The organism is Pseudomonas sp. GW822-FHT06D10 (assembly GCF_058799535.1).
Map to the genome: position 1 here is coordinate 207859 of NZ_JBXALN010000002.1, position 13754 is coordinate 221612.

Genomic DNA, 13754 nt, shown 5'->3' on the forward strand with positions numbered 1-13754 from the left:
TCTTTCCCTTTAGTCGATGACTTTCGGAACCAGGTACAGGCCGCTTTCGACCGCTGGTGCGATGGACTGATAGGCCTCGCGATGATTGGACTCGGTCACAACGTCTGCGCGCAGGCGCTGGCTGGCTTCCAGGGGGTGGGCCAGGGGCTCGATACCGTCGGTATCGACTGCCTGCATTTCATCCACCAGCCCGAGAATGCTGTTCAGGGCGGAGGTGATGTGTGGAAGATCGCCTTCATTGAGCTTGATGCTGGCCAAATGAGCGATTTTTTCCACGTCGGAGCGTTCAAGCGCCATGGGATTCTCCAGTGGAAAACAAAAACGGATTTCGTCCGCGTGTTAGATTGTCGGAACACTACCGCATTTCTACGGTCTTATGGCCGCGATTGTGGGGGTTGGTGCACAGAAAAGCGGCCAATTTAACATATTGGCGCCTTGCCCAAAATCCCTGTCGTTGTTAGAGTTTGCCGCACTTTTTTACCCACGCGTTGCCTAGGGTCCCTTTCCCATGTTCAAGAAACTGCGTGGCATGTTTTCCAGCGATCTTTCCATTGACCTGGGCACTGCCAACACCCTTATTTACGTGCGCGAGCGCGGTATTGTCCTGAATGAACCATCGGTTGTGGCCATTCGGACCCACGGTAATCAGAAAAGTGTTGTCGCGGTTGGTACTGAGGCCAAGCGCATGCTCGGTCGTACCCCGGGCAACATCGCAGCCATTCGTCCGATGAAAGACGGCGTGATCGCCGACTTCAGCGTTTGCGAAAAGATGCTGCAGTACTTCATCAACAAGGTTCACGAAAACAGCTTTCTGCAGCCCAGCCCACGTGTGCTGATCTGCGTTCCATGCAAGTCCACCCAGGTTGAGCGTCGCGCCATCCGTGAATCGGCCCTTGGCGCCGGTGCCCGTGAAGTGTTCCTGATCGAAGAGCCGATGGCCGCTGCGATCGGTGCCGGCCTGCCGGTTGAAGAGGCCCGCGGTTCGATGGTCGTGGACATCGGTGGTGGTACCACTGAAATCGCCCTGATCTCCCTGAACGGTGTGGTCTACGCCGAATCCGTACGGGTTGGCGGCGACCGTTTCGACGAAGCGATCATCACCTACGTGCGTCGCAACTACGGCAGCCTGATCGGTGAATCCACCGCCGAGCGCATCAAGCAGGAAATCGGCACCGCCTACCCGGGCGGCGAAGTGCGTGAAGTCGACGTCCGCGGCCGTAACCTGGCCGAAGGCGTGCCACGTGCCTTCACCTTGAACTCCAATGAAGTGCTGGAGGCTCTGCAAGAGTCTCTGGCAACCATCGTTCAGGCGGTGAAAAGCGCCCTGGAGCAATCGCCTCCGGAACTGGCCTCGGACATCGCCGAGCGCGGCCTGGTGCTGACCGGTGGTGGCGCGCTGCTGCGTGATCTGGACAAGCTGTTGGCCCAGGAAACCGGCCTGCCGGTGATCGTTGCCGAAGACCCGCTGACCTGTGTCGCTCGCGGCGGTGGCCGTGCATTGGAAATGATGGACAAACACACCATGGACCTGCTCTCCAGCGAATAACTTCGCCGGTTGCATCTATGCTGTTGCGCTCACAGGCAGCACTTTGCAGTGCTGCCTGTGGCGTTTATCTTCTGTCAATCTGCATCCAGGCCGGTTTGATGCCGTATGAATAAACACAACATTTGCCTGGGAGGAGCGGCCTATTAAACCGCTTTTCGCCAAAGGCCCCTCATTAGGCGTGCGCCTCCTGGTGCTGGTCGTTCTCTCGGTCGCACTGATGGTGGTCGATGCCCGCTTCACACTGCTCAAGCCAGTGCGTAGCCAAATGTCGCTGGTGTTGATGCAGTCCTACTGGATCACCGACCTGCCGCAGCGGCTATGGCAAGGCGTGGCCAGTCAGTTCGGCAGCCGTACCGAGCTGGTCGCTGAAAACGAAAAACTCAAGACCGAAAACCTGCTGCTGCAGGGGCGCATGCAAAAGCTCGCGGCCCTCACCGAGCAGAACGTGCGCCTGCGCGAGTTGCTCAATTCCTCGGCGCTGGTCAACGAGAAGGTTGAAGTGGCCGAGTTGATCGGCATGGACCCGAACCCCTTTACCCACCGCATCATCATCAACAAAGGTGAGCGCGATGGCGTGTTCCTCGGCCAGCCGGTGCTCGATGCCCGTGGCCTGATGGGCCAGGTGGTGGAGTTGATGCCCTACACCTCCCGCGTACTGCTGCTCACTGACACCACCCACAGCATTCCGGTGCAGGTCAACCGCAACGGCCTGCGCGCCATCGCCAGCGGCACCGGCAATCCGGAGCGCCTGGAGTTGCGCCATGTGGCCGACACCGCGGATATAAAGGAAGGCGATCTGCTGGTCAGCTCCGGTCTGGGCCAGCGTTTCCCCGCCGGCTACCCGGTGGCCACGGTCAAGGAAGTGATCCACGACTCCGGCCAGCCGTTCGCCATTGTGCGGGCGGTACCCACCGCTGCGCTGAATCGCAGCCGCTACCTGCTGCTGGTATTCAGCGATCCGCGTACCGCCGAAGAGCGTGCCAACGATGCCGCCCAGGCCCAGGAAGCCCAGGACCAGCAGGGCGCCAGCGCCGCGCCAGTGGTCCCTGCCACCGTGCCCAAGCCGGCCGCGGCGGCAAACGCCGGGGCTGCGCCTGCCACTGCGAGTCCTGCTGCGCCGGCGACCCCGGCCAAACCCGCGGCTCACGCTCCGGCCAAGCCGGTCCATAAACCTGTGGTGAAACCGGCCGCTGCCAAACCACCGGCAGCAGCACCGGCTACCACCGGAGGAAGAGAATAATGGCGGGTAGCACCTATTCGCGAAATGGCTGGATCGTCTGGTTGACCTTCCTTATCGGGCTGCTGCTCAGCGTCTCGCCCTTGCCGCAGTTCATGGAGATCCTGCGTCCGCTGTGGCTGGCGCTGTTGCTGGCGTTCTGGGCCCTGGCCCTGCCGCACAAGGTCGGCATGGTCACTGCCTGGTGCCTGGGGCTGGCAGAGGATGTGCTCTACGGCACCCTGCTGGGACAGAATGCCCTGATCCTGACGCTGATCACCTTCCTTGTACTGTCTCTGCAGCAGCGCCTGCGGATGTTCCCGATGTGGCAGCAGAGCCTGGTGATCCTGGTGATCTTCGGCCTGGCGCAGTTGGTGCAACTCTGGCTCAGCGCCCTGACCGGCAATCGCCAGCCGACCCTGGCCCTGGTGCTGCCGGCCCTGGTCAGTGCCTTGTTGTGGCCCTGGGTCAGCTTCGGCCTGCGCGGCTTGCGTCGACGTTTCAAAATCAATTAATTCGGTCAGGCATTGGCCCGCACCTCGACAGGGAGATGTCTTGATGAATCCGCTTTACCTCGCTTCCGGTTCGCCTCGTCGGCGTGAGTTGCTGACGCAGATCGGCGTGCCGTTCACCGCCATCAGTGCGGACATCGATGAAACCCCGCTAGCCGATGAGTCACCTGCCGCCTACGTCGAGCGCCTGGCCCGAGGCAAGGCTGCGGCGGGGCGCGGGCTGATCACCAGCAGTGAATCCCAGGCCCCGGCCTGTGTGCTGGGGGCCGACACCGCGGTAGTGCTCGATGGGCGGATTCTCGGCAAACCGCTGGATCAGGCTGATGCGTTGCAGATGCTCATGGCGCTTTCGGGGCGTGAGCATGAAGTGTTCACCGCCATTGCCCTGCTTGACGGTGAACGCTGCGAGTCGCGAGTGGTGCGCAGCCTGGTACGTTTTCGCCCGATCTCACCTGCAGAGGCCGCGCTCTACTGGGCCAGCGGCGAGCCCTGCGACAAAGCCGGTGGCTATGCTATCCAGGGACTGGCAGCGGTGTTTGTCGCCGGCCTCAATGGCAGTTATTCCGCGGTGGTCGGCTTGCCGGTGTGCGAAACCGCAGAACTGCTCGGGCATTTCGGCATACCCTGTTGGCAAAACCTTCCAGTGCGCTAAAGCGCCGTACCCGATTGCTGCGGCCCTCTATGAACACGCCTGAACGAGACACTGCCATGAGTGAAGAGATTCTGATCAACATCACGCCGATGGAATCACGCGTGGCGGTGGTCGAAAACGGAGTGCTGCAAGAGGTTCACGTCGAGCGCACCCAGCGCCGGGGGATCGTCGGCAACATCTACAAGGGCAAGGTGGTGCGGGTCTTGCCGGGCATGCAGGCGGCCTTCGTCGACATCGGCCTGGACCGGGCGGCGTTTATCCACGCCTCGGAAATTTCCACCCGCGAAGGCACGGCGGTAGAGAGCATCAGCGCTCTGGTGCACGAAGGGCAGAGCCTGGTGGTGCAAGTCACCAAGGACCCCATCGGTTCCAAGGGCGCGCGCCTGACCACTCAGTTGTCGATCCCTTCCCGCTATCTGGTGTACATGCCGCGTACCGCCCATGTCGGTATCTCGCTGAAGATCGAGGACGAAGCCGAGCGTGAGCGCCTGAAGCAGGTCGTCAGTGATTGCGTGGCCCAGGAAGGCATCAAGGAGGCCGGTGGTTTTATCCTGCGCACCGCCGCCGAAGGCGCCGGGGCCGATGAGATCATGATGGACATCCGTTACCTGCGCCGGCTCTGGGACCAGATCGGTGCGCAGATCAAGACCATTGGCGCGCCCAATGTGATCTACGAGGATCTGGGCCTGGCGCTGCGCACCCTGCGCGACCTGGTGAGCCCGAAGATCGAGAAGATCCGCATCGACTCCCGGGAAACCTTCCAGAAGACCACGGTGTTCGTGGCCGAACTGATGCCGGAAATCGCCGACCGCCTGGAGCACTACCCCGGCGAGCGGCCGATCTTCGACCTGTACGGCGTCGAGGACGAAATCCAGAAAGCCCTGGAGCGCAAGGTGCCGCTCAAGTCCGGAGGCTACCTGGTGGTAGACCCGGCGGAAGCCATGACCACCATCGACGTCAATACCGGGGCCTTCGTCGGTCATCGCAACCTTGAGGAAACCATCTTCAAGACCAACCTCGAGGCGGCCACCGCCATTGCCCGGCAACTGCGCCTGCGCAACCTGGGCGGGATCATCATCATCGACTTCATCGACATGGAAGATGAAGAGCACCAGCGCCAGGTATTGCGCACCCTGGAAAAGCAGCTGGAGCGTGACCACGCCAAGACCAACATCATCGGCATCACCGAGCTGGGCCTGGTGCAGATGACTCGCAAGCGCACCCGCGAAAGCCTGGAGCAAGTGCTGTGCGAGCCTTGCAGCAGTTGCCAGGGGCGGGGCAAGTTGAAAACCCCGGAAACCGTCTGTTACGAAATATTCCGAGAAATCCTCCGCGAGGCCCGGGCTTATCAGGCAGAAGGGTATCGGGTGCTGGCCAATCAGAAGGTGGTCGACCGGCTGCTGGACGAAGAGTCGGGCAACGTGGCGGAGCTGGAGGGTTTTATCGGCCGGACCATCAGGTTCCAGGTCGAAACCATGTATTCCCAGGAACAATACGACGTGGTGCTGCTCTGATTCCGCGTGTTCTACATCCGTGGAAATGGCTGGCTTCAGCTTTTTGCATGACTTTTACCCTGGGAGCCAACTGAAATGGAGCGGCTGATGCGCCTGTTCACCACGCTAATTCGCTGGGGGCTTGGCTTCTGTGCGCTGGCGCTGGTGGCGACTGCCTTGTATGTCAGTCTGGGCCGGGAACTGACCCCGCTGGTGGCCGAGTACCAGCCCGAGGTAGAGGCCAAGGTGCAGCAGGCCGTGGGCTTGCCGGTGCATATCGGTAGCCTGGAGGGGCGCTGGAGCGGCTTGTCGCCGATCCTGCTGGCCCACGACGTGCAGGTGGGCGAGGGCGCCAATGCGCTGCGCCTGGATCAGGTGAGCGTGGCGCCGGATATGCTCGGCAGCCTGCTGGCCCGTGACCTGCGGATCGGCCGCCTGGAGCTCAGCGGCCTGAGCCTGAGCCTGAAAGAGGGCGCGGACGGCCAGTGGCAGCTTGAAGGCCTGCCGGTGCAACAGGACCAGCCGATGGACCCCCAGCAGTTGCTGGGCCGCCTGCAACAGGTTGCCGAGCTGTCGCTGCTGGACAGCCAGGTCACCTTGCAGCCTCTGGACCGCCAGCCCGTGGCCCTGACCTACGTCGGGCTCAACCTGCGCAGCGGTACCAGCCGCCAGCGCCTGGACCTGCGCCTGACGCTGCCGGACGGCCAGCCCCTGGCAATGAACCTGCGGACCCGGATGCGGGCCGAGGCCTGGCGCGATGCCCAGGCCGACTTGTACCTGAGCCTGCCGCAAAGCGACTGGTCGCGTTGGGTGCCGGCCCGGCTGACCCGGGAGTGGAAGCTCTCCGAGCTCAAAGCGGGTGGCGAGCTGTGGCTGAAGTGGGCCAAGGGTGGGGTGCAAAACGCCACGCTGCGCTTGAATGCCCCGCAATTCACCGGGGCCTATGCCGAGCGCACGCCGGTGTCCCTGAGCAACCTGGCATTGAATGCCTACTTCCAGCGTGACGAACAGGGCCTGCAGGTGCAGCTTGACTCCCTGGCGCTGAACCTCGGCGAGACCCGCTGGGAATCCCGTGTGCAGGTGCAGCAGCGCAACGCGACCGAGCAGCAGGAAGAACTCTGGCATGTGCAGGCCGACCGCTTGGACCTGAAGCCGATCACCCCGATCCTCGATGCCCTGGCCCCCTTGCCGGAAGGCCTGGCCACGGCCATCGACCGACTGAAAGTCACTGGTGGCCTGCGCAACGTGCTGCTCGACTATCGTCCCCAGAACAGTGGCGACCAGCGCCTGAGCTTCGCTGCCAACCTCGACCGGGTTGGCTTCGATGCCTATCACGGTGCTCCGGCAGCACGAAATGTCAGCGGTAGCATCAGCGGTGACCTGGGCAAGGGCGAGCTGCGCATGGACAGCAAGGATTTCTCCCTGCACCTGTACCCGATCTTCGCCAAGCCCTGGCAGTACATCCAGGCCAACGCCACCCTGACCTGGAAGCTCGACAAGGAAGGCTTCACCCTGATTGCCCCCTACCTGAAGGTGCTGGGCGAAGAGGGCAAGATCGCCGGCGACTTCCTGATCCGCCTGCATTTCGACCACAGCCAGGAAGACTACATGGACCTGCGAGTCGGCCTGGTGGACGGCGATGGGCGCTACACCGCCAAGTACCTGCCCCAGGTGCTCAACGCCGGTGTGGATGAATGGCTGCGCACGGCGATCCTCAAGGGCACCGTGGACCAGGGCTTCTTCCAGTACCAGGGTTCGCTCAACCATGACGCCGTCGAGGCCGCCCGCAGCATCAGCCTGTTCTTCAAGGTGCATGACACCGAGCTGGCGTTCCAGCCGGGCTGGCCGCACCTGACCAAGGTCAGCGGCGATGTGTTCATCGAAGACAGCGGCGTGCGCATCGTCGCCAGCAAAGGCCAGTTGCTGGACACCAAGGTGCGGGATGTCTTCGTCAACATTCCCCATGCTGCCAGCGGGCAGGAAAGCCACATGTACATCGATGGCGCCTTTGCCGGTGGCCTGGGCGATGGCGTGAAAATTCTCCAGGAAGCGCCGATCGGCACCGGCTCGACCTTTGCCGGCTGGCATGGCGAGGGCGATCTGCAAGGCAAGCTGGATCTGGATATTCCCCTGGCCAAGGGCCAGGAGCCGAAGATCGTGGTGGCGTTCAAGACCGACAAGGCGCGCCTCAAGCTCAGTGAGCCTGAGCTGGAACTGACCCAGCTCAAGGGTGATTTCCGCTTCGATAGTGCCAAGGGCCTGAGTGGCGAGGGCATCAGTGCCCAGGCGTTCGAGCGGCCGGTCACGGCGCAGATCTTCGCCGATGGCAAGCCGGGCAAACCCAACACTCGAGTGGTTGCCAAGGGCCAGGTTGCGGTCAAGAAACTTACCGACTGGTTGCAAGTCGGCCAGCCGTTGCCGGTGTCCGGCGAGGTGCCCTACCAGTTGCAACTGAACCTGGACGGAGCCGACAGCCAGCTGATGGTCAGTTCCAGTCTCAAGGGCGTAGCGGTGGACCTGCCGGCGCCGTTCGGCATGGCGGCCAGCACCGGGCGCAACAGTGTATTTCGCATGACTCTGCAAGGGGCCGAGCGGCGCTACTGGTTCAACTACGGCGAACTGGCCGACTTCACCTTTGCGGCGCCCAGCGGCAAGCTCGCCGAGGGTCGGGGCGAGCTGTTCCTCGGCGATGGCGCGGCCTTGCTGCCGCCGGGTAAAGGGCTGCGGATACGAGGGATTCTCTCCGAGCTGGATGTGGAACCCTGGAAAGCCCTGGTGGATCGCTACGCCGGGCAGGACCCGGGAGGCAGCGCCAAACAATTGCTCAGCAGTGCGGACTTCAAGGTCGGCAAGCTCAGTGCCTTCGGCACCACCCTGGACCAGGTCAACCTGTTGCTGGCGCGCAAGCCCGCAGCCTGGGAGTTGCAGATCGACAGCCAGCAGGCCAAAGGCAAGGTCGGGATTCCCGATGCCAAGGCGGCGCCGATGGCCATCGACATGGCGTACGTGCGCCTGCCGGCTGCCGATCCGGCAGCGCAGGCCGATGAAAATGCGCCCGACCCCCTGGCCTCGGTGGATCCCAAGAGCGTTCCGCCCCTGGATATTTCCATTGCCCAGCTGTTCCAGGGCCAGGACCTGATCGGCCGCTGGGCGCTCAAGGTGCGGCCGACGTCCAGGGGCATGGTCTTCAATGGCCTGGACCTGGGCCTCAAGGGCATGCAGTTGCAGGGCGAGGGCGGCTGGGAAGGCCAGGCCGGTGCCAGCAACAGTTGGTACCGGGGCCGCATTGGCGGCAAGAACCTGGCGGACGTGCTCAAGGGCTGGGGCTTCGCCCCGACCGTGACCAGTGAAGATTTTCACCTGGACGTCGATGGCCGTTGGCCGGGCTCGCCGGCCTGGGTGGGCTTGAAGCGCTTCTCCGGCAGCCTGGACGCTACCCTGCGCAAGGGCCAGTTCGTCGAAGTCGAGGGCGGGGCCCAGGCCTTGCGGGTGTTCGGCCTGCTCAACTTCAACTCCATCGGTCGCCGCCTGCGCCTGGACTTCTCCGACCTGTTCGGCAAGGGCCTGAGCTATGACCGGGTCCGGGGCGTGCTGGCGGCGAGCAATGGCGTTTACGTCACTCGCGAGCCGATCACCCTGACCGGGCCGTCGAGCAACCTGGAGCTCAATGGCACCCTGGACATGGTGGCCGACCAGGTCGACGCCAAGCTGCTAGTGACCCTGCCGGTGACCAATAACCTGCCGATTGCCGCGCTGATTGTCGGTGCGCCGGCGGTGGGCGGGGCGTTGTTCCTGATCGACAAGCTGATCGGTGACCGCGTGGCGCGCTTCGCCAGCGTCAAATACAACGTCAAAGGCCCATGGAAAGAGCCGAAAATCACCTTCGACAAACCGTTTTGAGAATCCTCGATTCGCGCCTATGGAGTAGCATGGCGGCCTACCCTACAAGGAGTTCGCCATGTCTCTTGCGGTGATTCAAATGGTCAGCCAGAGCGATGTCCTGGCCAATCTGCAGCAGGCTCGGAGCCTGCTCGAACAGGCTGCTGCCGGCGGTGCAAAGCTGGCCGTCCTGCCGGAAAACTTCGCCGCCATGGGGCGCCGCGACATGGCGGCCATCGGTCGCGCCGAAGCGCTGGGCGAAGGTCCGATCCTGCCATGGTTGAAACAGGCCGCCCGCGACCTCAGGTTATGGATAGTGGCCGGCACCTTGCCGTTGCCCCCCGTCGATCAGCCCGAGGCCAAGTCCAATGCCTGTTCGTTGCTGGTGGATGACCAGGGGCAGTTCGTGGCGCGCTACGACAAGCTGCACCTGTTCGACGTCGATGTGGCGGACAATCGCGGGCGCTACCGTGAATCCGATGACTATGCTCATGGAGACCGGGTGGTGGTGGCGGATACGCCGGTGGGAAGGGTCGGCCTTACAGTCTGTTATGACCTGCGCTTTCCCGAGCTGTACAGCGAGTTGCGCGCCGCTGGCGCCGAGTTGATCACCGCGCCTTCGGCGTTTACCGCGGTCACCGGTGCGGCCCATTGGGAGGTGCTGATTCGCGCCCGTGCCATCGAGACCCAGTGCTATGTGCTGGCGGCGGCCCAGGGCGGCGTGCATCCCGGCCCGCGGGAAACCTACGGCCATGCGGCGATCGTCGACCCCTGGGGGCGGATAGTGGCGCAACAGGATCAAGGTCAAGGCGTGCTGCTGGCCGAGCGCGACAGCAGTGAACAGGCGTCCATCCGGGCGCGGATGCCGGTGTTCAGTCACCGGCGCATTTTCTCGCAAGGCGTGCAACGGCTTGCATAAGTACGACGAATTTAAGGCCAAAACATATGAGCGGGTTGTTGTCCTCTGTCAGTGAACATCTACTAGCCCCGGGCGGCGTGACCATCGAAAGCTTGCAAGGCGTGCTGGGGGATCTGGCCGGCCCGGGCATCGATGCCGCCGATCTGTATTTCCAGGGGCAGATTTCCGAGTCCTGGTCCCTGGAAGACGGAATCGTCAAGGAAGGCAGTTTCAACCTCGACCAGGGGGTTGGGGTGCGTGCGCAATCCGGTGAGAAGACCGGCTTCGCCTACAGCAATGCCATCACCCTGGAGGCCCTGGGCCTCGCCGCCCGGGCGGCGCGCTCGATTTCCCGGGCCGGGCAAAACGGCACCGTGCAGGCGTTTTCGACCCAGGACGTGGCGCAGCTGTATGCGCCGGACAACCCCCTGGAAGTCATCAGCCGGGCCGAGAAGGTCGAGCTGCTCAAGCGCGTTGACGCCGCAACCCGCGCCCTGGATCCGCGCATCCAGCAGGTCAGCGTGAGCATGGCCGGGGTCTGGGAGCGGATCCTGGTGGCCTCTACCGATGGCGGCCTGGCGGCGGATGTGCGGCCGCTGGTGCGTTTCAACGTCAGCGTCATCGTCGAGCAGAACGGTCGCCGCGAGCGCGGTGGCCATGGCGGCGGCGGGCGTACCGACTACCGCTATTTCCTCAGCGAAGATCGGGCCATGGGCTATGCCCGTGAAGCCCTGCGCCAGGCGCTGGTCAATCTGGAAGCGATTCCGGCGCCGGCCGGAACCCTGCCGGTGGTGCTGGGCTCCGGCTGGTCCGGAGTGCTGCTGCACGAAGCCGTGGGCCACGGCCTGGAGGGCGACTTCAACCGCAAGGGCAGTTCGGCCTACAGCGGTCGCATGGGCGAAATGGTGGCTTCCAAGCTCTGCACCATCGTCGACGACGGCACCCTGGCCGGGCGCCGTGGTTCCCTGAGCGTGGACGACGAAGGCACCCCCACCGAATGCACCACGCTGATCGAGAACGGCGTGCTCAAGGGCTACATGCAGGACAAGCTCAATGCCCGGCTGATGGGCGTGGCCCGCACCGGCAACGGTCGCCGCGAGTCTTATGCGCACCTGCCGATGCCGCGCATGACCAACACCTACATGCTGGGTGGCGAAAGCGATCCGGCGGAAATCATCGCTTCGGTGAAGAAGGGCATCTATTGCGCCAACCTCGGTGGCGGCCAGGTGGATATCACCAGCGGCAAGTTCGTGTTCTCCACCAGTGAGGCCTACCTGATCGAGGACGGCAAGATCACCGCCCCGGTCAAGGGCGCGACCTTGATCGGCAACGGTCCGGAAGCCATGAGCCGGGTATCGATGGTGGGTAATGACCTGTCCCTGGACAGTGGCGTCGGCACCTGCGGCAAGGATGGGCAATCGGTGCCAGTGGGCGTCGGCCAGCCGACCCTGAAGATCGATGCGATCACCGTGGGTGGCACTGGGGCATAAGGAGGGAGGGCGTCGGGTGGGCTGCAGGGCAGCTCACCCGTGGCAAGGCTCAGCGCAGGCCGCGTTGAGTCTCGTCCAGCTCGCGGATGTACTTGAAGATTTTACGGCTTGAGGCCGGTGCCTTGTTATGCGCCAGCTCATGCTGGGCCTGACGGATCAGGGAGCGCAGTTGCTGGCGATCGGCGTCCGAGTATTCGCCGACGAACTTTTCCAGCACGTCATCGCCGCCGCCGATCAGGCGGTCGCGCCAACGCTCCAGGTTATGGAAGCGTTCGTTGTACTGCCGGGTGGAGGCATCGAGTTGGTCAAGCAGTTGCAGAATCGCGTCAGTGTCCTGGTCCCGCATCAGCTTGCCGATGAACTGCAGGTGGCGCTTTCGGGCGATATGGGCGACGTGCTTGGGTGCATCCGCCAGGGCCCGGCGCAAGGCGTCGGTCAGGGGCAGTTTGTTCAGCAAGTCGGGCTTGAGGGTGGTAAGGCGCTCGCCGAGATCAACCAGAGCATGCAGCTCGCGTTTGACCTGGGATTTGCTTTTCTCCCCATCGAGGGAGTCGTCGTAAGAATCAACCATGGTGGCAGTCCGCAAAGAAACGCCGCCATGATAACCAGTCGAGGGCCGCTTGTCCGGCCCGGTCGCTCGCCGGCCTTAATCGAAAGCAGAATTTGAGTGGAGAACAGCATGAGTGCAGCACAAAGCGTCGGCCCACAGGCTTTGCCGGCCCTGCAGGAGCAAGTCGAGCAGATCATCGCCGAGGCCAAGCGCCAGGGGGCCAGCGCCTGTGAAGTGGCGGTGTCCCTGGAGCAGGGGCTGTCGACTTCGGTGCGCCAGCGGGAAGTGGAAACCGTCGAGTTCAACCGCGACCAGGGCTTTGGCATCACCCTCTACCTGGGCCAGCGCAAGGGTTCGGCCAGTACGTCTGCCAGCGGCCCCGAGGCCATTCGCGAAACCGTGGCGGCGGCCCTGGCGATTGCCAAGCACACCTCCGAAGACGAAGCCTCGGGCCTTGCCGACGCGGCCTTGATGGCCAAGGACCTGCAGGACTTCGATCTGTTCCACGCCTGGGACATCACCCCCGAACAAGCCATCGAGCAGGCTCTGACCTGTGAGGCAGCGGCCTTTGCTGCCGACAGCCGGATCAAGAATGCCGACGGCACCACCCTCAGCACCCACCAGGGCTGTCGGGTGTATGGCAACAGCCACGGCTTCATTGGTGGTTATGCGTCCACCCGCCACAGCCTGAGCTGCGTGATGATTGCCGAGGCGGATGGCCAGATGCAGCGCGACTACTGGTACGACGTCAATCGCCAGGGCCAGTTGCTGGCCGACCCGGTGAGCATTGGCCAGCGTGCCGCCCAGCGCGCCGCCAGCCGGCTAGGTGCCCGTCCAGTGCCGACCTGTGAGGTGCCGGTGCTGTTTTCCGCAGAACTGGCCGGTGGCCTGTTCGGCAGTTTTCTCGGGGCGATTTCCGGTGGCAACCTGTACCGCAAGTCGTCCTTCCTCGAAGGCGCCCTGGGTCAACAACTGTTTCCGCAGTGGATGACCATCGATGAGCGCCCGCACCTGATGCGCGCCATGGGCAGTTCGGCTTTCGACGGCGATGGCCTGGCCACCTACGCCAAGCCGTTCATCCAGGACGGTGAGCTGGTGTCCTATGTACTGGGCACCTATTCCGGACGCAAGCTGGGCATGCCGAGCACCGCCAACGCCGGTGGCGTGCACAACCTGTTCGTCACCCATGGCGACGAAGACCAGGCCGCGCTGCTGCGGCGCATGGGCCGTGGCCTGCTGGTGACCGAGCTGATGGGCCATGGCCTGAACATGGTCACCGGGGACTACTCCCGCGGTGCGGCGGGTTTCTGGGTCGAGAACGGCGAGATTCAGTTCGCGGTGCAGGAAGTGACCATTGCCGGCAACCTGCGGGACATGTTCAAGCAGATCCTCGCAGTGGGTAACGACCTGGAGCTGCGTAGCAACATCCGCACCGGCTCGGTGCTGATCGAACGCATGACCGTCGCCGGCAGCTGACCGCGCCCAGCTTCACCCCCAACGCGCCACCTCCCCGAGGTG

Annotated in this window: 11 protein-coding genes; 9 read left to right on the top strand and 2 right to left on the bottom strand. The window is 63.6% G+C overall.

Annotated features, from left to right (window positions below):
* Positions 1-9: 9 nt before the first annotated feature.
* Entirely contained in the window at positions 10-297 is a 288-nt protein-coding gene (gene gatC, locus AC1RL5_RS06480) for an Asp-tRNA(Asn)/Glu-tRNA(Gln) amidotransferase subunit GatC (RefSeq protein ID WP_011059250.1), read from the bottom strand.
* Positions 298-508: 211 nt separating this feature from the next.
* On the opposite strand from gatC, the gene mreB reads away from it, so the two are divergent.
* From mreB to tldD, 8 genes are all read left to right on the top strand, one after another.
* Positions 509-1546, top strand: a complete 1038-nt coding sequence (mreB, locus tag AC1RL5_RS06485) for a rod shape-determining protein MreB (protein ID WP_002555108.1) — start codon at positions 509-511, stop codon at positions 1544-1546.
* A 142-nt stretch (positions 1547-1688) separates the two neighbouring features.
* A complete protein-coding gene (mreC, locus tag AC1RL5_RS06490) occupies positions 1689-2786 on the top strand; it encodes a rod shape-determining protein MreC (protein ID WP_123577446.1) in 1098 nt (365 codons plus the stop codon).
* Positions 2786-3277 carry a rod shape-determining protein MreD gene (gene mreD / locus AC1RL5_RS06495; protein ID WP_011059252.1) on the top strand — a complete coding sequence of 164 codons (492 nt, stop codon included), beginning with the start codon at positions 2786-2788 and terminating at the stop codon, positions 3275-3277. Before mreC ends, mreD begins: the two co-directional genes overlap by 1 nt.
* 43 nt (positions 3278-3320) lie before the next feature.
* Entirely contained in the window at positions 3321-3926 is a 606-nt protein-coding gene (locus AC1RL5_RS06500) for a Maf family protein (protein WP_011059253.1), read from the top strand.
* A gap of 56 nt (positions 3927-3982) precedes the next feature.
* Positions 3983-5440, top strand: a complete 1458-nt coding sequence (gene rng / locus AC1RL5_RS06505) for a ribonuclease G (protein ID WP_011059254.1) — start codon at positions 3983-3985, stop codon at positions 5438-5440.
* Between the two features lie 75 nt (positions 5441-5515).
* Positions 5516-9319, top strand: a complete 3804-nt coding sequence (locus tag AC1RL5_RS06510; RefSeq protein ID WP_492589175.1) for a YhdP family protein — start codon at positions 5516-5518, stop codon at positions 9317-9319.
* Between the two features lie 58 nt (positions 9320-9377).
* The gene (locus AC1RL5_RS06515) at positions 9378-10217 is read left to right on the top strand and encodes a carbon-nitrogen hydrolase family protein (protein WP_011059256.1); all 840 of its coding nucleotides are present in this window, start codon (positions 9378-9380) and stop codon (positions 10215-10217) included.
* Between the two features lie 26 nt (positions 10218-10243).
* The gene (tldD, locus tag AC1RL5_RS06520; protein WP_011059257.1) at positions 10244-11686 is read left to right on the top strand and encodes a metalloprotease TldD; all 1443 of its coding nucleotides are present in this window, start codon (positions 10244-10246) and stop codon (positions 11684-11686) included.
* Between the two features lie 49 nt (positions 11687-11735).
* Here the strand turns inward: tldD and yjgA are convergent, their stop codons facing one another.
* Entirely contained in the window at positions 11736-12257 is a 522-nt protein-coding gene (yjgA, locus tag AC1RL5_RS06525) for a ribosome biogenesis factor YjgA (RefSeq protein ID WP_123577447.1), read from the bottom strand.
* A 108-nt stretch (positions 12258-12365) separates the two neighbouring features.
* Between yjgA and pmbA the strand changes: the two genes are divergently transcribed.
* A complete protein-coding gene (gene pmbA, locus AC1RL5_RS06530; RefSeq protein ID WP_011059259.1) occupies positions 12366-13712 on the top strand; it encodes a metalloprotease PmbA in 1347 nt (448 codons plus the stop codon).
* Positions 13713-13754 lie beyond the last annotated feature (42 nt).